Origin of the sequence: Micrococcus sp. HG099 (assembly GCF_024723355.1) — a bacterium.
GTDB lineage: Bacteria > Actinomycetota > Actinomycetes > Actinomycetales > Micrococcaceae > Micrococcus > Micrococcus endophyticus.
This window is the reverse complement of sequence record NZ_JANQCJ010000034.1, coordinates 1-20,402: the sequence shown is the minus strand read 5'-3', so window position 1 is coordinate 20,402 and position 20,402 is coordinate 1. Positions and strand designations below refer to the sequence as shown.

The following is a 20,402-nucleotide window of genomic DNA, read 5'->3' as shown; positions in this document are numbered from 1 at the left end:
CGCGCCTCCTCGTCGCCGACGCCCAGGGCCGGGCCGCCTGGATCGTGGAGCCCGCGGGCGGGCGGGCCGAGGCGCTCGCCGCCGTGCTCGAGGTCGCGGTCCGCGGCGGGGCGCCCGTCGTCGTGTTGGACGGGACCGGGGAGGCCGCGGCCCTCCCGGTGCCCGAGGGGGTGCAGCTGATCCGCCCGGACGAGGAGGACGCGGGCGAGCGTGCGGCCGCGTGCCTGCGGGAGCTCGCGGCGGCGGGCGGCACGGCGGTCCTCACGGGCTGGACGGCGTGGGCGGGGCTGCGGCTCGGCGAGTCCTACCGCACCCTCGAGGAGGACACCCAGGGATGGCTCGGCGAGCGCGAGGCAGCCGGGCTGCGCGTGGCGGCGTTCGGCGGGCGCGAGCTGGCTACGTCCCGGCTGCTGCTGCACCTGCCCCACCGGTTCTACGTGCCCGCGGGCACGAGCGCCGAGCACCGCCTGGTCTGGCCTCGCCTGGTCGAGGTGGAGCCGCTGCCCGGGCGGGCCGTGCACGTCAGTCCGGACGTCCCGGAGCCCGGGCTGCCGTGCCAGCTCGCGTCACCCGGCGCGCACCGCTCGGGCGCCGTGGACGCCGCGTCTACGCTGTGAGGCATGGCACAGATCCTCCTCTTCCACCACGCCCTCGGCCTCACCGACGGCGTCCGGGCCCTCGCCTCACAGATCGAGGCCGGCGGCCACACCGTGCACACCCCGGACCTCTACGACGGCGCCCTGTTCACGGACGTGGAGGAGGGCATCGCCCACGTCGAGTCGCTCGGCGGCTTCGACGTCATCGCCGAGCGCGGCATGCGCGCCGCCGCGCAGCACCCCCAGGCCTCCGTCGTCGCCGGCATCTCCATGGGCGTGGTGGCCGCGCACAAGGCGGCCCAGGCCGTCCCCGCGTTCCGCGCGTGCATCGACATCGCGGCCATCGTGCCGCTCGACGCGTTCGCCCCGCTGTGGCAGCCCCACACGGCGCTGCAGGTGCACCTGGCCGCGCGGGACCCCTGGGTGATGGACGAGGACCTGCCCCTGGCCCGCTCCGTGGCCGCCACCGAGGAGGACCCGGACAAGCCCGCCGTCCTCTTCGAGTACGACACCGACACCCACCTCTTCATGGACTCCTCCACGGACGGCCATGACCCCGCCCTCACCGAGGTGCTGGTCCGCCGCATCCACGAGCTGCTGGCCTGAGCGCGGGGGCGGGCCCGCGCGACGCGCTGACCAGGGGGTTGTGGCCCGACGGAGGTGAGCGCACACTGACTGTGACTCGACTGTGAGTCGCACGATGATCCATCGGAGGGGAACCATGAAGATCCGTCACAAGCTCGCCGCCGCCCCCGCGCAGGCCAGCTCCATTCCCAGGACCTATGACGCTCGGACCAACACCTACTATTCCTATTCGGACTCGGCCAATCAGGTGTGCTATCAGAAGTGGACGAATCGCACCGCCCAGGCCCGGTTGAGCGTCCAGATCAAGATCGACGGTCGGTGGTATACCCGTATCAGCGCGCTGTACTCGGACACCCGTCTCCACTGCTTCACGCTACGGTCCCAGAACGGGTTCTACGAGGGCAGGAGCGTGCGACTGATCGTCAGCGACAACCGCGGCTCCAGCACGACTCGCTACTTCTATCGCTGAGTCCTCGTCTCGGATGAGGTGCGTCCCGTCGCCGTGTGACCTCTGACGGAACCCCGATTGCCACCACGCCGGAATGCGCCCCTCAGCGCGCCACCGCGTGGCCGTCCTTGCGGGGATCGGAGCCGCCCGCGTAGCCGCCGCCGGGCAGCCGGCGCACCACCTGGCCGCCGCCGTACGTGCGGTCCCCCGGTCCCGTGCGCGTCACCGGGTGGCCGAGGTCGCCGAGCCGGCGGGCGACGTCGCCGCCCCATCCCACCTCCAGCTTCAGCTCGCCCGAGCCCTCCACGAACCACCGCGGCGCGTCCAGCGCGCTCTGCACGTCCTGCCCGACCAGCAGCCGATGCATCACCTGGACGTGGCCTTGCGGCTGCATGGGCCCGCCCATCACCCCGAATGCCGCCACCGGCTCGCCTCCCGCGGTGAGGAAGCCGGGGATGATCGTGTTCAGTGGACGCTTGCCGCCGCCCACCTCGTTCGGGTGCCCGGGCACGAGTGAGAACCCCGCGCCCCGGTCGTGCAGGGCGATGCCGGTGCCCGGCACCACGAGCCCCGAGCCGAACCCGTAGTAGTTGGACTGGATGAGGGAGACCATCATCCCGGAGCGGTCCCCCACACTGAGGTAGATGGTGCCGCCCGCCGTGGGCGGGGCCGAGACGGCGGCGCCGGCCCGCTCCGGGTCCACCCGCGCGGCCAGGGCGCCGATGTGCTCCGGCGCCAGCAGGGCCCGCGCATCGCGGCCCATCCACGCCGGGTCCGCCACCTCAGCGTGCAGCACCGCGAGCGCCTGCTTCATGGCCTCCACCTGCAGGTGCACCGCGTCCGCGGAGTCCGGGTCCAGCCGCTCGGCCCCGAGCACCTCGAGGACGGCCGCGGCGATCGAGGCCGCCAGGCCCTGGCTGTTCGGCGGGATCTCGTAGAGCTCGTGCCCGCCCCAGGTCGCCGCGACCGGCTCCGCCCAGTCCACCTCGTGCGCGGCCAGGTCCTCGGCGCTCAGGGCGCCGCCGCCCGCACGGGCGTGGGCCACGATCCGCTCCGCGAGCGCCCCCGTGTAGAAGCTCTCCCCGCCCGTCGCGAGGATCTCGCGCAGCGTGGCCGCGTGGTCCGGGAAGCGCACCCGCTGCCCCTCGGCCGGGGCGGCGCCGTCGGGCAGGAAGGCGGCGGCGAACTCGGGCAGCTCCCCGAGGAGCGCACCGGCGCGGGCCCAGTCCTGCGCCACGATCGGGGGCACGATCCAGCCGCGCTCGGCGTGCTCCACGGCGGCGGCGCCGAGCCGTTCGAAGTCCAGGGCGCCGAAGCGGTCCGAGAGGGCGCGCCACCCGGAGACCGCCCCGGGCACCGTCACGGAGTCCCAGCCCCGCCGGGGCATCTCGTCGTGCCGGGCGAAGCGTTCGGGCGTCCACGCGCGCGGGCTGCGTCCCGAGGCGTTGAGCGCGTGCACGCGCCCGCCGTCCCACACGAGGGCGAGCAGGTCGCCGCCGATCCCGTTGTTCGTGGGCTCCGTGACGGTGGAGCACATCGCGGCGGCCACCGCCGCGTCGGCCGCGGTGCCGCCTTCGCGCAGCACGTCCAGGGCCGCGGTGGCGGCCAGCGGGGAGGAGGAGGCGACGACGTCGTCCCCGTAGACGACGCTGCGGCGCGTGGGATAGCGGTCCATGCTCGGGCTCCTGGGATGGGTGGGGACGGCGGATCCTGCGCACCCTACCCGCGCCGGCGCCGCGCTCAGGCCCCGGCCGTGCGCCGTCGTCGGGCCAGGGTGGCCAGCGCCGCCAACACCACCAGCACCGCCCCCGTCAGGGCGGCGAAGAGGTAGCCGGCGGCCGGGTCGATCGCGTCGATGAACACGCCGGACAGCGGCGCACCCATCGCGGCGCCGGCGGTCATGGCCGAGCCGTAGAAGCCCATCGCCTCCCCGCGCCGCTCCTCGGCAACCAGGTGTGACAGCCGGGAGGACGCCGAGGCCAGCGTGGGCGCCACCAGCAGGCCGGACGGGATCGAGGCCAGCGCCAGCGGCCACAGCCCGTCCACCACGGCCATCGGCAGCGTGAACACCGCGAACAGCGCCATCAGCAGGTACGGGTGCACCTGCCGGCCCCACGCCCCGTAGAACAGCCCGCCCAGCGCGGAGGCGCCGCACCAGAAGGCGTAGACCAGGCCCACCGAGGCCGCCTCGCCCTGGGACTCGAGCTCCGCCACGATCGCCACCTCCGTGCCCACCATGACGATGCCCGCGGCCATGGACACGACGAGCACGCCGAGCGCCTCAGCCCCGAGCCAGGAGAAGTGCCGGGCCCGCCACAGCCGCAGCCGCTCGGCACGGGTGAGGCGGGGCGGAGCGCCGGCCGGCCCGGAGCCGTCCGCCCTGATCACCGGCAGCGCGCCGGTGACGATCGGGATGGCCTCCGTGATCACCGGCAGGGCGCCCGTGGCCAGGCTCGGGGCGGCCATCTCCACGTGCATGGGGGCGGCGGTCACCGACTGCGCGACCGCCTCCTCGCGGTCCTCGGCTTCGGTGTACGGGTCCGCGGCCTGTGGTCCGACGACGGCGAGCTGGCTCGAGCGCGTGGGCGGGTTGAACCACATCAGCAGGATCCCGCCGAGCGCGCTGGACAGGCCGACGATGGTCAGGCCCAGCGCGCTGGACCACGTGGCCGCCACCACCGCGCCGAGCGCGGGGCCCACCATGAAGATCGTCTCGGTGATGATCGAGTCCAGGGCGAAGGCGGTCTGCCGGTCCCGGCCGTGCGTGAGCACCCCGAGCCCCTGACGGACCACGGAGAAGATAGGCAGGGCGAACACGCCGCCCAGGAACACGGCCACGAGCATGAGCCAGAACGGCAGCCACGGCACGAGCGGCCAGATCAGCGCCTCCGCGATGACGGAGGGCAGCAGTGCCCGGCGCAGGCCCTTGGCGTCCACCACGCGCCCGCGCCACGGGGAGCCTACAGCGATGCCCAGCGTCATGGCCGCCGCAGCCAGTCCGGCCTGGCCGTAGCCGAGGCCCAGGGTGAGCGCCACGTGCAGGGTGAGGATCACCCCGGCCGCCGTGTGCGGGAAGCGGGCGATGAACCCCACCGCCAGCAGATGGCGGATCCGAGAGTCCTGCAACAGCCGTCCGTACGCTCCGAAGTCCACCGGAGAACTCTATGCGAGCCGGGCACGCCGTGGGGCCCCGCCCGGGCGCGGGCGCCCGCTGCGGACGGGGACGCGGTCACGGCCGCCCTCGCCGAGCCGAGCGCGGAGGAGTGGTACTGCTACGACACGGACAGCCGCGATACGCCGCTGGCCGGCCCGCAGGTCATCGAGGACTGGAGCGTGCTGGCGGCCGTGCTCCGAGAGACGGCCGAGCTGTCCACCGCGGACGGCTGGGTGGAGGGGTTCGAGCCGCCCCAGGGCGGAGGCTGGACCACGGACCAGGCCGCCGCCATCCTGCGGCTGTGGGTCACGCGGCGCTTCCGCCGCGGCGATGCCCGACTCACGGACGTCCCGCGGCATCCTGACTGCTGACCTCCGCATCGACCTCAGGGCCCCGCCGTGGACGGGACGGGGCCGCACCGGACGCCTCGCGTTCTTCCAGGTGATGGCGTGGCTGCTCCTGGCTTCCTGCCTGATGCAGTTCGTGTTCTACCAGCTGGGGGCCACCGGGCACCTGGGCGGGGCGGGGTGGCTGGGCGCCCCCCTGTTCTCCGCCGAGCCCGCCTTCTCGCGGCACCCGGACGTGCCCGCGGCGACGGCGGCGTTCCAGTGGGTGAGCAACGCCCTGGCGCTGGCGCACGTGCTGCCCACGCTGGCGCTCACCGCCCGCCGACTGCGCGACGCGGGGTTCCACGTCGCGTGGACGCTGCTCGCATTCGTGCCGGGGCTGGGGAGCCTGGTGCTGTTCTGCCTGCTGATCCAGCCCACCGGCCGCCGATTCCCGTGAGATCGCGGCCGGCGTCGCCGGCCTCAGTTGTTGCGGCGCCGGTCCTTGGCGCGGATGAGGTCCAGCGCGATGGCCGTGCCGAGCACGGCACAGCGCACCACCGGGGGCATGCCCGGGTCCAGCCGCAGCTCGTACCGCGAGCGCCCGGCCAGCGCGTTCATGAAGCCGCCAAAGGTCGCCGTCGCCCGGGCGATGGGCGCCTGCCCCACGGTCATCGTGTAGTCGTGGTCCCAGAGGTTGCCGGCCACGGCGAAGCGGGTGCCGTCCACCACCTCGACGCTCACGGAGGTGCGGAAGAGCGCGAACTCCCGGACCAGGTTGGCCAGGGGCAGCCCGTCCGCGTCCACGATCGCGTAGCGGTCGCGGCCGAAGGTGGCCGGGTCGGCGAGGCGGAACAGCACGCGGCCGTCCTCGCCGTCCACGACGTCGAAGGTGCGGCTGCCCAGCAGCATCCGTCCCAGTCCGCCGCCGGTGGTGAGCACGGTGGCCACCGTCTGCCCGTCGGGGCCGGTGACCTGCATGTCGTTGGACATGAAGCTCGTGACCTGCTGCAGGGTGAGGACGTCCGTGCGGCCCAGGCGGCCGGCGTCGAAGGCGGTGTTCATGGCATCAGTCTGCCCGGCAGCGCCACGAGTTCGCGCGCGGCGGCGTCCCCGGCGGGGCCCCACGGGCCGGCGCCCGGGTCCGCGCCGTCGCCCTGCCCGGCCCTGCCGTCGCGGTCGAGCCGCTCCCACCGGAGCGTGACGGGCTCCGGCGTCGGTCCGCCCGGGAGCCGGCTGCGCCACGGGACGGCGGCCGCCGGGGCCAGCAGGCCCACGACGCGGCCGTGGTGCATGATCCGGACCACGGCCGAGTTCCAATCGTCCTGGAGCTCGAACTCCGCCCCGTCGGCGGCCTCCACCCGGGCGGCGGCATGGAATCCGGTGTCCCACGGCCGCACGACGCCCAGCGGCAGGGCGCCGTCGTCGAGGACCTCGCCCGCCCCCAGTCCGAGGTCGGCCCGGTCCAGCACGGTGATCATCGGCCGCCCGGTGTCCGCGCAGACGAGCTCCACGGCGTGGCCGGCGCCCCGCCAGTCCGCCACCGGGTGGACAGTGGCCGCGAGCGCGAGCCGCGTGCCGTCGTCGTCCGTCACCTCCGCGGCGAAGTCCGCGCCCGGCGTCCGGATCACTCGCACGTGCAGTGTCGGCGCCGCCCGCAGGCGGTCGCTCAGGATCCCCTCTCCCATGCCGCCCATCGTGCCCGATGCGGGCGTGCGACGGGAGGAGCCGCCGCGGCCTGTGGACGGCCGCGCCGGAGGGAACGCCGGGACGTCCCGGCGCGTTGTCCTGTATAGTTCACTTTTGAAGGAATTGGCGACGGCTCCCGGACCGCCGCCGACGACCCCGCCTCGCGGGCGGCGGAAGGAGCGCACCATGCAGTTCGGCGTCTTCACCATCGGTGACGTCACCCAGGATCCCACGACCGGCACCACCCCCACCGAGCACCAGCGCATCAAGGACACCGTGCGCATCGCCCAGCACGCCGAGCAGGCGGGCTTCGAGGTGTTCGCCACCGGCCAGCACCACAACCCGCCGTTCGTGGCCCCGGGCAACCCGCCCACGCTGCTGGCCTACCTGGCCGCCATGACCACGGACCTCCAGCTCTCCACCGCCACCACGCTCATCACCACCATGGACCCGGTGCGCCTGGCCGAGGACTACTCCTACCTGCAGCACCTGGCCGACGGCCGCGTGGACCTGACCATGGGCCGCGGCAACACCGGCCCCGTCTACCCCTGGTTCGGCAAGGACATCCGCCAGGGCATCCCACTGGCCGTGGAGAACTACAACCTCCTCTACCGCCTCTGGCACGAGGAGACCGTGGACTGGAGCGGCAAGTTCCGCTCCCCGCTGCAGAACTTCACCCTCACCCCCCAGCCGCTGGACGGCGTCGCCCCCTTCGTGTGGCACGGCTCCATCCGCTCCGCCGAGATCGCCGAGCAGGCCGCCTACTACGGCGACGGCTTCTTCCACAACAACATCTTCTGGAACAAGGAGCACGTCATCCAGATGGTGCGCCTGTACCGGCAGCGCTACGAGTACTACGGCCACGGCAAGGCCCATCAGGCCTACGTGGCCCTCGGCGGCCAGGCCTACATGGCCAAGAACTCCCAGGACGCCGTCAAGGAGTTCCGTCCGTACTTCGACAACGCCCCGGTGTACGGCCACGGCCCGTCCCTGGAGCAGTTCTCCTCCATGACCCCGCTGACCGTCGGCTCCCCGCAGCAGGTCATCGAGCGCACCCTGGGCTTCCGCGACTGGGTGGGCGACTACCAGCGCCAGATGTTCCTCATCGACCACGCCGGCCTGCCCACGGACACCGTCCTCAAGCAGATCGACATCTTCGGCGAGGAGGTGCTGCCGGTGCTGCGCCAGGAGTTCGCCGCGCTCAAGCCCGACGACGTCCCCGAGGCCCCGACCCACGAGTTCCTCGTGGAGCGCGCCCGCCGCGGGGAGGCCCCCGTGCCCGGCGGCAAGGAGGGCTCGCAGGCCCAGATCGACCGCGCCGCGGCCGCCGAGAAGCGCGCCGCCGTGAAGGCCGGTGAGGGCGCATGATCGGCCAGGGCGCCTTCGAGGCCACCGACCCGTTCACGCCGCAGGCCCGGCACGTCGCCGTGGTCTCCGGCGGGTCCGGGGACCCCTCGCAGACCCGCATGCTCGCCGAGCGGATGGCCGAGGCCGCCTCGGCCGCCCTCTCCGAGCACGGCGTGGTCCCCGAGATCCACCTGATCACCCTGCGGGAGCTCGCCACGGACATCGCCCAGGCCATGGTCACGTTCGCCGTGAGCCCGGCCCTGCGCGCCGCCCTCGACGAGGTGCAGCAGGCGGACGCGGTCATCGCCGTCTCGCCCACCTTCAAGGCCTCCTACTCGGGGCTGTTCAAGTCCTTCTGGGACCTGGTGGACGACGAGTCGCTGATCGGCGTGCCGGTGCTGCTCGGGGCCACCGGCGGCACCGTCCGCCACTCGCTCATGATCGACACCGCCCTGCGCCCCCTGTTCGCCTACCTCAAGTCCCGGATCGTGCCGACCGCCGTCTTCGCGGCCTCGGACGACTGGGGCGAGGCCGACGGCGCGCAGGCCTCCACCAGGACCGACCCCCTGCGCAGCCGCATCCGGGCCGCCGGACGCGACCTCGCCGAGATCCTTCTCAACCGCCCGCCCCGGGCCCGCGCCGCCGCGCCCGAGACCCTCGACCTGGAGGTGACCCCCTTTGAACAGCTCCTCAACCCCGACGCCTGAGCCGAGCGAGACCGCCCGCCACGCCTGGCGCGCCTACTTCGAGGCCACGCAGATGCTCTCGGAGCTGCTCGAGCGCGGCCTGAAGAAGGACAGCGGCATGTCCCTGGCCGACTACAACCTCCTGCTGCTGCTCTACGAGGCCCCCGAGGGCCGGCTGCGGATGGGCGAGCTCGCCTCCGGCATGGTGTTCTCCCCCTCCCGCATCACCTACCAGGTGAAGACCCTCGTGGCGCGCGGCCTGATCGAGCGGCGCGCGGCCGAATGCGACCGCCGCGGCTTCGAGGCCGTCCTCACGGACGAGGGGCGCACCGCGTTCCGCCGCGCCGCCGCCGGCCACGCCCGGCAGGTCGACGAGCTGTTCCTGAGCCACCTCGAGCCCGGCGAGGCCGAGACGCTGGAGCGGATCTTCACCCGGCTCGGCGGCCGGCTCGAAGGGCTCTGCTGAGGCGGCCCTCCCCCGGACGCCGTGAGGCCCGGTGACCCCCTCGCGGGGTCACCGGGCCTCGTGGCGTGCGCGCCGTCGCGGCGCGCGGGGCGGGTCAGCCGATCAGCTGGCCGCCCAGGGTGACCTGGGTGTCGGTGGCGTCGCCGGCGGCGTCCACCACGGTGACCACCACGGAGCCGCCCGCGGGCACCTCGGCCGGGACGGGCATCCAGGCGCGGTACTCGCCGGTCAGGTCCAGGCCGTCCACGCCGAGGACGGTGCCGTCGGCGTCGTAGGCGGTGACGGTGACGGACGCGAAGCCGCCCTGGGAGGTCTCAGCCATCACCTGGGTGCCGTAGGCGACGCCCTCGGCGGGCGCGGCCACGACGTCCTCGGTGCCGGCCGCGACGGCCTCGGCCACGGGGGCCTCGGCGGCGGGCTGCTCGGCCGGCGCCTCGGCGGCGGCCTCGGCCTCGGCGCGCTCGATGAGCTCGGCGCGGATGGCCTCCTCCTCGGCGGGCGTGAACTCGGTCAGCTCGGACTCGTCCACGGCGGGCTCGCCGCCGGTGGGCAGGTCCTCGTCGGCCACGGGGCCGGCGACGTCGGCGATCGCCGGGGTCTCGGTGACCTCGGTGGCCGGGGCCTCGGCCACGGCGGGCTCGACGGCGGCCGGTGCGGCCGTCTCCTGGCCCACGGCGTCGAGGGACTCGACCGGGACCATGATGGAGGACAGGGACTGGGCGTCGCAGCCCACCACGTTGCCCTCCTCGTCGAAGGTCACCGGGGCCACGCCGGAGATGACGCCGACCACGCGCTGCTGCGCGTCGTACACGGCGCCGCCGGAGTCGCCCGGGTAGGTGGAGGCGACGTCCAGGGCCATCTGGTCCGAGTAGGCGTCGTCGCACACCGTGGCGGCGTCGAACGTCTGGGTGTGGGACAGGCTGTTGGGCGCGCCCAGCGGCACGGACGAGCCGTGGGTGAACACGGTCTCGCCGACCTCCACGGAGGCGGCCGGCCGGGTGCTCCACTCGCCGACGACCTCGACGTCCTCGGCCAGGGCCACGCGCACCACGTCCACGCCGGAGGTGCCGGGCAGGCCGGACACGGTGCCGATCTGCGCGCCCTCGGCGTCGAGCACCGGGGAGCCGACCTGCCACTGGCCCGCGCCGCAGTGGGCGGCGGTGTACGCGGTGGCGTCGTCCACGATGGTGAGGCTGCACGCACCGGCCGGCGCGGCCAGCGCCGAGCCCTGCGTGATCACGGTCTGCGCGAGGGCGGGGCCGGCTCCGGCCACCACCACCGCGCCCAGCGCCGCGGTGGCGACGCCGGTCAAGGTTCTGGTTCTCATGGGGTTCTCCTCGAGAGAGCAAGGGAGTCGACGGCCCGGCGGGGGGCGCGCGGCCGTCGAGGACGGGGCGAGGCCGCGGTCGGCCCACCCCTCCCCTTCTACGGTAGCGGATCGGCCACCGGGCCCGTCATGGACGGCGGACCGTGATCTCCACGGAGTCCGCCCGCTCGGCCAGCAGCGGCAGGTCGGCCAGCAGCGTCTTGAGCGTCGCCGCCATGAGCCGCACCCCGGCGGCGTCGGCGTCCCGGGCCGGCATGGCCACGATCTGCAGCTCGGGGCCGGCCCCGCCGCCGCTCATCACCGCGCCGGAGCCGGTGTGCGTCGCCACGCCGGAGCCCGGGGCCAGGCCCAGGTTCAGCAGGTGCGGCACGAGGTCCGCCACCTGGGCGATCTCGTCCGCGATCTCCTGGTCCCGGTAGGAGGGCGTCCAGGGCTTCTGCTGGGCCAGCGCCCACACGGCCGGGCGGCGCACCGCGTAGGTGTGCTCCGCCCCGGCGTCCACCACCACGAGCTCGCAGCCCTCGTCCACGGCGGAGAGGCAGGCGCGCGGCATCCACACGGCCACCGGCCGGGCGATCGGGTTCCACGCCGTCAGCGCCGGCACGGAGGTGAACACGGGCAGGGCCTGCCGCCCGTCCGGGGCGCGCATGGTCACGAGGGCCACGTCCGCGGCCTTGTCCCCGTGCGCGGCGACGTCGTGCGCGTGGCCGGAATGGTCCGCGTGGTCGTGCACGTCGTCCTCGTCCACGGCGAGGGTCGGCACGACGGCGGCGAACACGCGGATGCGCGAGAGCACGTCCGTCACCTCGGCCTCGCCCGCGGCGCCCGTGGTGAGGGCCGCCATCACGCGGGCCCACTCCTCCGGACTCGTGCCGTCGTCCTCGTCGAACACGTGCAGCGGGTTCGCGGAGCCGTCCACGCCGGGGCCCGAGAGGTCCCGACCCTCCCAGGGCACGCCCGCGGTGTCGGCCGTGTTCGACCCCGCGGTCTTCTCGCGCATGCGGTCCAGGGCGGCCCGGATGTGGCCGGGCAGCTCGCGCGAGTCCGGCCGCGGCACGGCGACGGTCTCCTCGATCGGACCGGCGCCGGCCGCGCCCGCCGGGGCGCCGTCGTCGTGCCCGTGGGTCACTCGGCCACCGGCCCGGGCTGCTCGGCGCGGGCCTGCTCCACGGTGGCGCCGCCGGCCACGGCGAGCGCCTGTTCCAGGCTGAAGCGGCCTGCGTAGAGGGCCTTGCCCATGATGGCGCCCTCGACGCCCTGGCCGGTCATGGCCGCGAGCGCGGCGACGTCCTCGAGGGAGGAGATGCCGCCGGAGGCGACCACGGGCTTGTCCGTGCGGGCGCACACCTGTCCCAGCAGCTCGGTGTTCGGGCCCTTGAGGGTGCCGTCCTTGGTCACGTCCGTGACCACGTAGCGGGAGCAGCCGGCGTCCTCGAGGCGTGCCAGCACCTCCCAGAGGTCGCCGCCCTCCTGGGTCCAGCCGCGGGCGGCCAGGGTGGTGCCGCGCACGTCCAGGCCCACGGCCACCTTGTCGCCGAAGCGCTCGATCACGCGGGCGGTCCAGGCCGGGTCCTCCAGGGCGGCGGTGCCGAGGTTCACGCGGGCGGCGCCCATCTCCAGGGCGTTCTCCAGGGACGCGTCGTCGCGGATGCCGCCGGAGAGCTCGATCTTCACGCCGATCTCCTCCACAACGCGGCGCATGACCGCGCGGTTGTCCCCGCGGCCGAAGGCGGCGTCCAGGTCCACCAGGTGGATCCACTCGGCGCCGGCGCGCTGCCAGTCGAGGGCCGCGGTCAGCGGGTCGCCGTACGAGGTGGCCGAGCCGGCCTCGCCCTGGACGAGGCGGACGGCCTGGCCGTCCTGGACGTCGACGGCGGGCAGCAGCTCGAGCGCGGGGGCGGCGGGGTTCGGGGTCATGGGTTCCTCTCGGGACGGGGAGGCCGTCGGGCTCAGCGCGCGACGGTCAGGAAGGACGCGGCGATGGCCATGCCGGCCAGCACCAGGACGATCACGATGGCCCACAGCGGCGCCTTCTGCGTGCGCATGGACCAGGCGGCCCCGAGCAGCAGGCCGCCGAGGGCGAGGTAGAGGACGGACCAGTAGGGCATCAGAGGGTCTCCAGCCAGTTGCGCAGCAGCTGCAGTCCGGCGTCGCCCGACTTCTCCGGGTGGAACTGGGTGGCGGAGAGCGGCCCGTTCTCCACGGCGGCCACGAAGTCGGCCCCGTGGTGGGCCCACGTGACCTGCGGCGGGCGCATCGCGGAGATGGTCTGGTCGAACTCCCAGCGCAGCACGCCGTAGGAGTGCACGAAGTAGAACCGCTCGTCCTCGATGCCGGAGAAGAGGGCGCTGCCCTCGGGCGGGCGGACGGTGTTCCACCCCATGTGCGGCAGGACCTCGGCGGGCAGGGCCTCGACGACGCCGGGCCACTCCCCCATGCCCTCGGCCCGCTCGCCGTGCTCCACGCCGGCGTCGAACAGGATCTGGTGGCCCACGCAGATGCCGAGCACCGGGCGGCCGCCGGCCACGCGGCGCCCGATCCAGCGGGTGCCGCCGACCTCGGTGAGGGCGCGCATCACGGAGGCGAACGCGCCGACGCCGGGCACCAGCAGGCCGTCCGCGGACTGCACGGCCTCCGGGTCGCGGGTGAGCTCGACGGCCGCGCCGGCACGCTCCAGGGCGCGCACCGCCGAGTGGACGTTGCCGGAGCCGTAGTCCAGCACCGCCACGCTCGGGCGCACGCCGGGGACGGAGGTGGGGCGGGCCATCAGAGGGCGCCCTTGGTGGAGGGCACGCCGCTCATGCGGGGGTCGTCCTCCACGGCGGCGCGCAGGGCGCGGGCGAAGGCCTTGAACTGCGCCTCGACGATGTGGTGCGGGTCACGGCCGCGCACCACGTCCATGTGCAGGCAGATGGCCGCGTGGTAGGTGATCGACTCGAACACGTGGCGGGTCATGGACCCGGTGAAGTGGCCGCCGATCAGGTGGTACTGCTGACCCTCGGGCTCGCCCTCGTGGACGAGGTAGGGGCGCCCGGAGACGTCCACGACGGCGCGGGCGAGCGCCTCGTCCAGCGGGACGGAGGCCTCGCCGAAGCGGCGGATGCCGGACTTGTCCCCGAGGGCGGTCTTGAGCACCTCGCCGAGGGTGATGGCCACGTCCTCCACGGTGTGGTGGACGTCGATGTGGGTGTCCCCCGTGGCGCGCACGGTGAGGTCGATCTGCGAGTGCCGGGCCAGGGCCGTGAGCATGTGGTCGTAGAACGGCACGGAGGTGGAGATCTCGGCGCGGCCGGTGCCGTCCAGGTCCATCTCGACGTGCACGTCCGACTCGCTGGTGGTGCGCGTCATGCGCGCACGCCGTCCGGAGATCAGCTCGGCTGCCACGGGTCCTCCTCGGGGCTGGGGCGCACCGGCGGGCGGCGGTGCGGGCGGGGGGGGGGGGTGCGGGTGGACGACGACGGCCGGGGCCGGGGGCGCCGCGCGCTCTGCCTCCATCCTAGGGAGGCGGGCGGACGCCCGAGCACGGGTGACGCCCGGCCCGGGGTCAGCGGCGGTGCCCGGTCTCGGCCAGGACGGCCGCGAGCGCCTCGAGGAAGGCGGTGGTCTCCTCCTCGGTGCCGGCCGTGACGCGCAGGTGGTGCGGGATGCCCACGTCCCGCACGAGCACGCCGCGCTTGAGCAGGCGGCGCCACACGTCCGCCGCGTCCTCCAGGTGGCCGAAGAACACGAAGTTCGAGTCCGAGACGGAGGGCTCCAGCCCCAGCTCGCGCAGGGTCGCCACGATCCGGTCGCGCTGGCCCTTGATGTCCTCCACGGTCTCCAGCAGGGCGTCCACGTGGTCCAGGGCCGCCTCCGCGGTGGCCTGGGTGACGGCGGAGAGGTGGTAGGGCAGGCGCACGAGGCGCAGCGCGTCCGCGACGGCGGGATCGGCGGCGAGGTAGCCCACGCGTGCGCCGGCGAGCGCGAACGCCTTGGACATGGTGCGGGTGACGATCAGCCGCTCGCGGCCGGGCAGCAGGGTGAGCGCGGAGCGGGTGCCGGCGAGGGCGAACTCGGCGTAGGCCTCGTCCACCACGATCATGGCCCCGGGTCCGCCGGCGGCCTCGTTCTCGGCCTGGGCCGCGTAGACGGCCTCGATGGTGGCCAGGTCCAGGGCGGTGCCCGTGGGGTTGTTCGGCGAGGCGAGGAACACCACGTGCGGGCGGTGCTCGCGGACCATGGCGGCGGCGCGCTCGGCGCTGAGGGTGTGGTCGGCGGCGCGCCCGCCGTCGACGAACGCGGTGTCCGTGCCGCCGGCCAGCAGCGGGTACATGGAGTAGGACGGCAGGAAGCTCAGCAGCGTCCGCCCGGGCCCGCCGAACGCCTGGAGGATCTGCTGGAGGATCTCGTTCGACCCGTTCGCGGCCCACACGTGGTCCTCGGTGAGTCCGTGGCCGAGGTAGCGGGCCAGGGCGCGGCGCAGCGCCGTGAACTCCCGGTCCGGGTACCGGTTGAGCCCGCCGGCCACGGCGGCCACCCGCTCGGCGATGGCCGTGGCGACCTCCTGCGGCACCGGATGCGTGTTCTCGTTGGTGTTGAGCATGTGCGGCACGTCCAGCTGGGGGGCGCCGTAGGGGCTCAGGCCGCGGAGGTTCTCGCGCAGGGGCAGGGAGCTGAGGTCGGTCATGCCCGCCAGTCTAGGAAGGGCCCGACGCCGGCCCCGCCGTGCGTCACCGCGTGGCCGGGATGAAGAGCTCCTCGCCGAGGGCCGGGGCGCGGCCCTCCAGGCCGTTGAGCTCGTCGATGGCCGCGATCACCTCGTACACGTCCTCCTCGGGCGCGATTGTGGTGGCGATGGTCCAGAGGCTGTCTCCGGGCATCACGGTGACGGTCTGCGTGGCCGGCGCCGCGGTGTCCGCGGAGACGGCGGCCGGGGACAGCAGCACGCCCAGCAGGAAGGCCACGGCCAGGGTGGCCGCCGCGGCGGCGGCCATCACGGGGATCCCGCGCAGCAGCAGCCGGCCGCGGCGGGTCAGGCGGATGGCGGCCGGACGCCGCCGCGCGGCCGCGGGCGAACCGGCGAACTGTGCGGTCATGAGCGTCATGGTGTCCTCCTCTGAGGGCTTGCGCCCCGTGGCGTGATCGAACATCTGTTCGATTCCGTTCGAACCCATTTCTAGCACACGTGTTCGAGACACGCCACGCCCGGATCGAACATATCTTTGAATGCGACGGGGCTCTCCTCTAGGCTCGAGGCGACGCACGGACGCGCCGGCGCCGCCTCGTGAGCCCGCCATCAAGGACAGGCAACCAGCGGGGGCGGACACGGTAAGCGGACGGCCGGCCGCCGGACGCCGGAGCACGAGGCCGGCCACCATCGACCCCCGGGAGAAACGGACGCCAGCCATGGCCACCACCGACGAGCAGCCGGCGTCGCCCGCGCCGCTCACCGACCGCCAGCGCCGGATCGTGCAGACCATCCGGGACGCGATCGCCGAGCACGGCTACCCGCCGTCCATGCGCGAGATCGGCGACGCCGCCGGTCTGGCCTCCCTCTCCTCCGTCACCCACCAGCTCGGCCGCCTCGAGCAGCACGGCTACATCCGCCGCGATCCGGGGCGCCCGCGCGCCCTCGAGGTGCTGCTGGACGTGGACGGCACGCCGCTGGGCGAGGCCGCACCGCCCGCCGCCGCCGCGCCGTCGGGACTGCCGGCCATCCCGGCCTGGCACACGGGGGCGGAGGACGCGGACACCGTGCCCGTCCCGTGGGTCGGCCGCATCGCGGCCGGCGGGCCCGTGCTCGCCGAGCAGCAGGTGGAGGACGTCATTGCGGTCCCCCGGCGCCTGACCGGCGAGGGCGAGCTGTTCATGCTGCGCGTGACCGGCGACTCCATGGTGGACGCCGCCATCTGCGACGGCGACTGGGTGGTGGTGCGTCGCCAGGAGACCGCGGAGAACGGGGACATCGTGGCCGCGCTGCTCGACGACGAGGCCACGGTCAAGACCTTCCGCCGCCGCGACGGGCACACGTGGCTGCTGCCGCAGAACACCGCCTACGAGCCCATCCTCGGCGACCACGCCACCGTGATGGGCCGCGTGGTGACGGTCCTGCGCGCCCTCTGACGGGCCGCCCCTCCCCCGCACGCGGCTCCGGTCCGCGGCCGACCCCGGCCGCGCACCGGAGCCGTCGTCGTCCGGGCGCGGTCAGGACTCCGTCTCGGCCAGCCGGCCGAGGACGCCCAGGACCACCGCGCGGTCCGTGGTGCGCCAGAAGTCCGGCAGGGCACTCGTGATGTAGCCGCCGTACCGCTCCGTGGCCAGGCGCGAGTCCAGCACCGCGACCACGCCGCGATCGTGCACCGAGCGCACCAGGCGCCCGGCGCCCTGGGCCATCCGCACGGCCGCGTGCGTGGCCGAGATCCGCATGAACCCGTTGCCTCCGTGGCGTGCCACGTCCCGGGTGCGAGCCTGGGAGAGCGGGTCGTCCGGCCGTGGGAACGGGATGCGGTCGATCACCACGAGCCGCAGCGAGTTCCCGGGCACATCCACGCCCTGCCACAGGCTCATGGTCCCGAACAGGGACGTGTCCGGCTCCTCGGCGAACTGGCGCACGAGGGCCGAGAGCGTGGCGTCGCCCTGGCACAGCACGGTGGCCTTGGGGCCGAGCCGGCGGCGCATCTCGGCGGCCGCGTCCTCGGCGGCCCGGCGCGAGGAGAACAAACCCAGGGCCCCGCCGCCGGAGGCGCGCAGCAGGGCCTCGAGCTCGTCCAAGGACTCCGGCGAGGCCGTGCGCCCGGGGCGGGGCAGGTGCCGGGCCACGTAGAGCACGCCCTGGCGCGGGTAGTCGAAGGGGCTGCCGACGTCGAGCGCCTCGAAGCGGGGCGCGTCCGGGCCGGCGAGGCCGACGTCGCCGGCCACCGAGTCGAAGCGCCGCTCCCCCGCGCCCACCGTCAGGGTGGCCGAGGTGAGCACGGTGGTGGCCTTGCCGAACAGGCCCTCGCGCAGCTTGGCCGCCACGGAGATGGGGGCCACGAAGAGCTGCGGCGGGTCCGACTCGTCCCCGGGCTGCCACCCGACCCCGGGCTCGAAGCGGCCGGGGCGGGTGGCCCACAGCACCTCCGGGAAGTCCGCCTCGGGGCGGGCGGCGAGCATGCGCTCCACCACCTCGAGCACCTCGAGCACCCGCGAGCGCGCCATCTGGCGTCCGCCGTCCGCGTCGGCCTCCTTGTCCTTGTCCTGGCCCAGGTCCGAGAGGCACTGGCGGGCCGCGGAGAGGACGGCGTTGAGCGCCTGCTCCTGCACCTCGTCCGGCCCGGCGGCCAGCAGGCCCGACGGCGCGTCCGTGAACGCCCGGTCCAGGCCCGCCCCGGCCTCCATCAGGTCCTCGACGGCCACGGTGGTGTGCTTGCGCAGCGAGGTGGCGGCCCCGTGCACGATCGAGCCGGACAGCTGCCCGGTGACGGCGCCGGTGACCCGGTCCTGCAGCTCGTGGGCCTCGTCCACCACCACCGCGGAGTAGGCCGGCAGCACGGCCAGCCCCTCGAAGGCGCTGATCGCGAGCATCGCGTGGTTGGTGACCACCACGTCCGCGTCCGCGGCGTCCGCGCGGGCCCGCTCCGAGAAGCACTCCTCGGCCATCGGGCAGCGGGAGGCGCCGAGGCAGTCGATCGCTGAGACGGACACCTGGCGCCAGGCCCGGTCCGTCACGGGCACGTCCAGGTCGTCGCGGTCCCCGGTCTCGGTCTGGTCCGCCCAGGCGCGCAGGTACATGACCTCCTTGCCCAGCAGCGAGCTCGGCCCGCCCGTGCCGTCGGCGGCGGAGCCGAGCAGGCCGCCATCGTCCGCCACGGTGAACAGGGCCTCCTCGCCCTCGTCCCCCGGGTAGCCGCCGTCCACCTTGTGCCGGCACAGGTAGTTGGAGCGGCCCTTCACCAGGGCCACGACCGGCTCGCGCGGCAGCTCGTCCTTGAGCGCCTCGACCAGGCGGGGGGCGTCCCGCTTCATGATCTGCGCCTGCAGGGCGAGCGTGGCCGTGGCGACGACGACGGGGTCCTCCTGCGTCATCGCGTGCTGCAGGGCGGGGATGAGGTAGGCGAGGGACTTGCCGGTGCCCGTGCCGGCCTGCACCAGCAGGTGGCGGCGCGACTCGAGGGCGCGGGCCACCTGAAGGACCATCTCGCGCTGGCCGGCGCGCTGCTGGCCGCCGGTCGCCTCGACGGCGGCGTCCAGCAGGCGGAGGGCCTCGCGCTCGTGGTCCGTGCGCGGCTGCGCGCCCTCGCCGGCCGCCGTCGTCTCCTCCGACCCCGTGCCGCTCACGAGGCCGCCGGGTCCACGACGTAGTCCTCGTACTCCGGGGCCAGGTCCTGGCGCACGAGCACGGACAGGCGCGTGCCGCCCTCCTCGTAGCCCTCGGCCAGGATCTCCGCGTCCTCCGAGTGGAGGCGGGAGACGAGCTCGCCCCGGGTGAACGGGATGAGCAGCTCGAGGCGGACGTCCGGCCGCGGGATGGTGGCGGCGATCGCCCGCTCCAGCTCCTCGATGCCCTCGCCCGTGCGGGCGGAGACCACCACGGTGTGGGGCTCCTTCGCGCGGATGCGGGCGACGACGGCCGGGTCGGCCGCGTCCGCCTTGTTCAGCACGATGATCTCGGGGATCCGGTGGGCGTCCACCTCCGCGAACACGGAGCGCACGGCCGAGATCTGCCCCTCGGGGTCCGGGTGCGAGCCGTCCACCACGTGCAGGATGACGTCCGCGTCCGCGACCTCCTCGAGGGTGGAGCGGAACGCCTCGACGAGCTGCGTGGGCAGGTTGCGCACGAAGCCCACCGTGTCCGAGAGCGTGTAGCCGATGCCGTCCGGCGTCATGGCCTTGCGCACCGTGGGGTCCAGGGTGGCGAACAGGGCGTTCTCCACGAGCACCCCGGCGTGGGTGAGCCGGTTCAGCAGCGAGGACTTGCCCGCGTTGGTGTACCCGGCAATCGCCACCGAGGGCACCCGGTTGCGGCGCCGGTTGGCGCGCTTGGCCTCGCGGGCCGGCTTCATGCCGGCGATGTCCTTGCGCAGCTTCGCCATCCGCGTGCGGATGCGGCGGCGGTCCAGCTCGATCTTCGTCTCGCCGGGGCCGCGGGAGCCGATGCCCTCGCCGCCCGCGGCGCGGCCGCCGGCCTGGCGGGACATGGACTCGCCCCAGCCGCGCAGGCGCGGCAGCAGGTACTCGAGCTGGGCCAGCTCCACCTGGGCGCGGCCCTCGCGGGAGCTGGCGTGCTGGGCGAAGATGTCCAGGATCAGGGCGGTGCGGTCGATGACCTTCACGCGCACCACGTCCTCGAGCGCACGGCGCTGGGACGGGGCGAGCTCGGAGTCCACCACCACGGTGTCCGCGCCCGAGAGCGCGACGATCTCCGCCAGCTCCTGGGCCTTGCCCTTGCCCAGGTAGGTGGCCGGGTCCGGGGTGGCGCGGCGCTGGATGACGCCGTCGAGCACCTCGGAGCCCGCGGTCTCAGCGAGCGCGGCGAGCTCGCGCAGCGAGTTCTCCGCGTCCTCGGCCGTGCCCTCGGTCCAGACGCCGGCCAGCACCACGCGCTCCAGCCGCAGCTGGCGGTACTCGACCTCGGTCATGTCCTCGAGCTCGGTGGACAGGCCCTGGACGCGCCGCAGGGAGTGGCGCGCGGCGAGCTCGTCCTGGTCGCCGTCCGCCGCGGTGTGGCCGTCGCCGCCCTCGGCGAGGGCGAGCGCGCGGCCCGCGAGCGCAGAGGTCCGGTCCGGGGTGCCGGCGTCGGCGTCCCCGGCGGGGCCCGCGT

The 20,402-nt window shown here is 74.6% G+C and carries 22 protein-coding genes and 1 pseudogene; 9 read left to right on the top strand and 14 right to left on the bottom strand.

Annotation, left to right across the window (positions count from 1 at the left end):
• The 3 genes and pseudogenes from NWP10_RS04925 to NWP10_RS04915 form a co-directional block, all read left to right on the top strand.
• Positions 1 to 617 (top strand): annotated as a pseudogene (locus tag NWP10_RS04925) (cell division protein FtsK); the annotation flags it as partial.
• Positions 618 to 620: 3 nt separating this feature from the next.
• On the top strand, positions 621 to 1,202 hold the full coding sequence (locus tag NWP10_RS04920) for a dienelactone hydrolase family protein (RefSeq protein ID WP_258300079.1): 582 nt from the start codon (positions 621 to 623) through the stop codon (positions 1,200 to 1,202).
• Positions 1,203 to 1,317: 115 nt separating this feature from the next.
• Entirely contained in the window at positions 1,318 to 1,650 is a 333-nt protein-coding gene (locus tag NWP10_RS04915; RefSeq protein ID WP_258300078.1) for a hypothetical protein, read from the top strand.
• An 82-nt stretch (positions 1,651 to 1,732) separates the two neighbouring features.
• Here NWP10_RS04915 and NWP10_RS04910 read toward each other — a convergent pair whose 3' ends face one another.
• Both NWP10_RS04910 and NWP10_RS04905 read right to left on the bottom strand, forming a co-directional pair.
• Positions 1,733 to 3,304, bottom strand: a complete 1,572-nt coding sequence (locus NWP10_RS04910) for a gamma-glutamyltransferase family protein (protein WP_017488566.1) — start codon at positions 3,302 to 3,304, stop codon at positions 1,733 to 1,735.
• 65 nt (positions 3,305 to 3,369) lie between these two features.
• Positions 3,370 to 4,755: an MFS transporter gene (locus NWP10_RS04905; RefSeq protein WP_375162466.1), complete on the bottom strand. Its 1,386-nt coding sequence runs from the start codon at positions 4,753 to 4,755 to the stop codon at positions 3,370 to 3,372.
• Between NWP10_RS04905 and NWP10_RS04900 the strand changes: the two genes are divergently transcribed.
• Positions 4,732 to 5,154: a hypothetical protein gene (locus NWP10_RS04900; protein WP_258300076.1), complete on the top strand. Its 423-nt coding sequence runs from the start codon at positions 4,732 to 4,734 to the stop codon at positions 5,152 to 5,154. The genes NWP10_RS04905 and NWP10_RS04900 overlap by 24 nt on opposite strands.
• Positions 5,114 to 5,569, top strand: coding sequence for a DUF805 domain-containing protein (locus NWP10_RS04895; RefSeq protein ID WP_258300075.1), 456 nt, complete (start codon positions 5,114 to 5,116; stop codon positions 5,567 to 5,569). Before NWP10_RS04900 ends, NWP10_RS04895 begins: the two co-directional genes overlap by 41 nt.
• A gap of 23 nt (positions 5,570 to 5,592) precedes the next feature.
• Here the strand turns inward: NWP10_RS04895 and NWP10_RS04890 are convergent, their stop codons facing one another.
• Positions 5,593 to 6,174 (bottom strand): LURP-one-related/scramblase family protein, encoded by a 582-nt coding sequence (locus NWP10_RS04890; protein WP_258300074.1) that lies wholly within the window; start codon positions 6,172 to 6,174, stop codon positions 5,593 to 5,595.
• Positions 6,171 to 6,797, bottom strand: a complete 627-nt coding sequence (locus NWP10_RS04885; protein WP_258300073.1) for a hypothetical protein — start codon at positions 6,795 to 6,797, stop codon at positions 6,171 to 6,173. Before NWP10_RS04885 ends, NWP10_RS04890 begins: the two co-directional genes overlap by 4 nt.
• Positions 6,798 to 6,984: 187 nt before the next feature.
• Between NWP10_RS04885 and NWP10_RS04880 the strand changes: the two genes are divergently transcribed.
• From NWP10_RS04880 to NWP10_RS04870, 3 genes are read left to right on the top strand one after another with little or no spacing between them, the layout of a single operon-like run.
• Complete coding sequence (locus NWP10_RS04880; RefSeq protein ID WP_258300072.1) at positions 6,985 to 8,166, top strand: LLM class flavin-dependent oxidoreductase; 1,182 nt, start codon at positions 6,985 to 6,987, stop codon at positions 8,164 to 8,166.
• The gene (locus NWP10_RS04875) at positions 8,163 to 8,852 is read left to right on the top strand and encodes a CE1759 family FMN reductase (protein WP_258300071.1); all 690 of its coding nucleotides are present in this window, start codon (positions 8,163 to 8,165) and stop codon (positions 8,850 to 8,852) included. The genes NWP10_RS04880 and NWP10_RS04875 overlap by 4 nt, the downstream gene beginning before the upstream one ends.
• Entirely contained in the window at positions 8,824 to 9,297 is a 474-nt protein-coding gene (locus NWP10_RS04870; protein WP_258300070.1) for a MarR family winged helix-turn-helix transcriptional regulator, read from the top strand. The genes NWP10_RS04875 and NWP10_RS04870 overlap by 29 nt, the downstream gene beginning before the upstream one ends.
• A gap of 94 nt (positions 9,298 to 9,391) precedes the next feature.
• On the opposite strand, the gene NWP10_RS04865 is transcribed toward NWP10_RS04870, so the two are convergent.
• From NWP10_RS04865 to NWP10_RS04830, 8 genes are all read right to left on the bottom strand, one after another.
• A complete protein-coding gene (locus NWP10_RS04865) occupies positions 9,392 to 10,624 on the bottom strand; it encodes a trypsin-like serine protease (protein ID WP_258300069.1) in 1,233 nt (410 codons plus the stop codon).
• Positions 10,625 to 10,751: 127 nt separating this feature from the next.
• A complete protein-coding gene (locus NWP10_RS04860; RefSeq protein ID WP_258300068.1) occupies positions 10,752 to 11,753 on the bottom strand; it encodes an SseB family protein in 1,002 nt (333 codons plus the stop codon).
• Positions 11,750 to 12,541 carry a bifunctional 1-(5-phosphoribosyl)-5-((5-phosphoribosylamino)methylideneamino)imidazole-4-carboxamide isomerase/phosphoribosylanthranilate isomerase PriA gene (gene priA / locus NWP10_RS04855; protein ID WP_258300066.1) on the bottom strand — a complete coding sequence of 264 codons (792 nt, stop codon included), beginning with the start codon at positions 12,539 to 12,541 and terminating at the stop codon, positions 11,750 to 11,752. The genes NWP10_RS04860 and priA overlap by 4 nt, the downstream gene beginning before the upstream one ends.
• Positions 12,542 to 12,573: 32 nt before the next feature.
• A complete protein-coding gene (locus NWP10_RS04850) occupies positions 12,574 to 12,732 on the bottom strand; it encodes a hypothetical protein (RefSeq protein WP_017489586.1) in 159 nt (52 codons plus the stop codon).
• Entirely contained in the window at positions 12,732 to 13,391 is a 660-nt protein-coding gene (gene hisH / locus NWP10_RS04845) for an imidazole glycerol phosphate synthase subunit HisH (RefSeq protein WP_184171742.1), read from the bottom strand. Before hisH ends, NWP10_RS04850 begins: the two co-directional genes overlap by 1 nt.
• On the bottom strand, positions 13,391 to 13,972 hold the full coding sequence (gene hisB / locus NWP10_RS04840) for an imidazoleglycerol-phosphate dehydratase HisB (RefSeq protein WP_184173803.1): 582 nt from the start codon (positions 13,970 to 13,972) through the stop codon (positions 13,391 to 13,393). Before hisB ends, hisH begins: the two co-directional genes overlap by 1 nt.
• Positions 13,973 to 14,168: 196 nt before the next feature.
• The gene (locus NWP10_RS04835) at positions 14,169 to 15,290 is read right to left on the bottom strand and encodes a histidinol-phosphate transaminase (protein WP_258300065.1); all 1,122 of its coding nucleotides are present in this window, start codon (positions 15,288 to 15,290) and stop codon (positions 14,169 to 14,171) included.
• 43 nt (positions 15,291 to 15,333) lie between these two features.
• Positions 15,334 to 15,753, bottom strand: coding sequence for a peptidoglycan-binding protein LysM (locus NWP10_RS04830; protein ID WP_258300064.1), 420 nt, complete (start codon positions 15,751 to 15,753; stop codon positions 15,334 to 15,336).
• 256 nt (positions 15,754 to 16,009) lie between these two features.
• On the opposite strand from NWP10_RS04830, the gene lexA reads away from it, so the two are divergent.
• Entirely contained in the window at positions 16,010 to 16,726 is a 717-nt protein-coding gene (gene lexA / locus NWP10_RS04825) for a transcriptional repressor LexA (RefSeq protein WP_258300063.1), read from the top strand.
• An 81-nt stretch (positions 16,727 to 16,807) separates the two neighbouring features.
• Here lexA and NWP10_RS04820 read toward each other — a convergent pair whose 3' ends face one another.
• The gene (locus NWP10_RS04820) at positions 16,808 to 18,919 is read right to left on the bottom strand and encodes an ATP-dependent DNA helicase (RefSeq protein WP_309137697.1); all 2,112 of its coding nucleotides are present in this window, start codon (positions 18,917 to 18,919) and stop codon (positions 16,808 to 16,810) included.
• A partial coding sequence (gene hflX, locus NWP10_RS04815; RefSeq protein WP_258300062.1) for a GTPase HflX occupies positions 18,916 to 20,402 on the bottom strand: 1,487 nt, incomplete at its 5' end. The genes NWP10_RS04820 and hflX, both read right to left, overlap by 4 nt.

Bases quoted from the DNA above. Each gene is read 5' to 3' on its own strand.
- NWP10_RS04920 (WP_258300079.1), top strand. From the start codon at position 621: ATGGCACAGATCCTCCTCTTCCACCACGCCCTCGGCCTCACCGACGGC.
- NWP10_RS04915 (WP_258300078.1), top strand. From the start codon at position 1,318: ATGAAGATCCGTCACAAGCTCGCCGCCGCCCCCGCGCAGGCCAGCTCC.
- NWP10_RS04910 (WP_017488566.1), bottom strand. From the start codon at position 3,304: ATGGACCGCTATCCCACGCGCCGCAGCGTCGTCTACGGGGACGACGTC.
- NWP10_RS04900 (WP_258300076.1), top strand. From the start codon at position 4,732: ATGGCGGATCCGAGAGTCCTGCAACAGCCGTCCGTACGCTCCGAAGTC.
- NWP10_RS04895 (WP_258300075.1), top strand. From the start codon at position 5,114: ATGCCCGACTCACGGACGTCCCGCGGCATCCTGACTGCTGACCTCCGC.
- NWP10_RS04890 (WP_258300074.1), bottom strand. From the start codon at position 6,174: ATGAACACCGCCTTCGACGCCGGCCGCCTGGGCCGCACGGACGTCCTC.
- NWP10_RS04885 (WP_258300073.1), bottom strand. From the start codon at position 6,797: ATGGGAGAGGGGATCCTGAGCGACCGCCTGCGGGCGGCGCCGACACTG.
- NWP10_RS04880 (WP_258300072.1), top strand. From the start codon at position 6,985: ATGCAGTTCGGCGTCTTCACCATCGGTGACGTCACCCAGGATCCCACG.
- NWP10_RS04875 (WP_258300071.1), top strand. From the start codon at position 8,163: ATGATCGGCCAGGGCGCCTTCGAGGCCACCGACCCGTTCACGCCGCAG.
- NWP10_RS04865 (WP_258300069.1), bottom strand. From the start codon at position 10,624: ATGAGAACCAGAACCTTGACCGGCGTCGCCACCGCGGCGCTGGGCGCG.
- priA (WP_258300066.1), bottom strand. From the start codon at position 12,541: ATGACCCCGAACCCCGCCGCCCCCGCGCTCGAGCTGCTGCCCGCCGTC.
- NWP10_RS04850 (WP_017489586.1), bottom strand. From the start codon at position 12,732: ATGCCCTACTGGTCCGTCCTCTACCTCGCCCTCGGCGGCCTGCTGCTC.
- hisH (WP_184171742.1), bottom strand. From the start codon at position 13,391: ATGGCCCGCCCCACCTCCGTCCCCGGCGTGCGCCCGAGCGTGGCGGTG.
- hisB (WP_184173803.1), bottom strand. From the start codon at position 13,972: ATGACGCGCACCACCAGCGAGTCGGACGTGCACGTCGAGATGGACCTG.
- NWP10_RS04835 (WP_258300065.1), bottom strand. From the start codon at position 15,290: ATGACCGACCTCAGCTCCCTGCCCCTGCGCGAGAACCTCCGCGGCCTG.
- NWP10_RS04830 (WP_258300064.1), bottom strand. From the start codon at position 15,753: ATGTTCGATCACGCCACGGGGCGCAAGCCCTCAGAGGAGGACACCATG.
- lexA (WP_258300063.1), top strand. From the start codon at position 16,010: ATGGCCACCACCGACGAGCAGCCGGCGTCGCCCGCGCCGCTCACCGAC.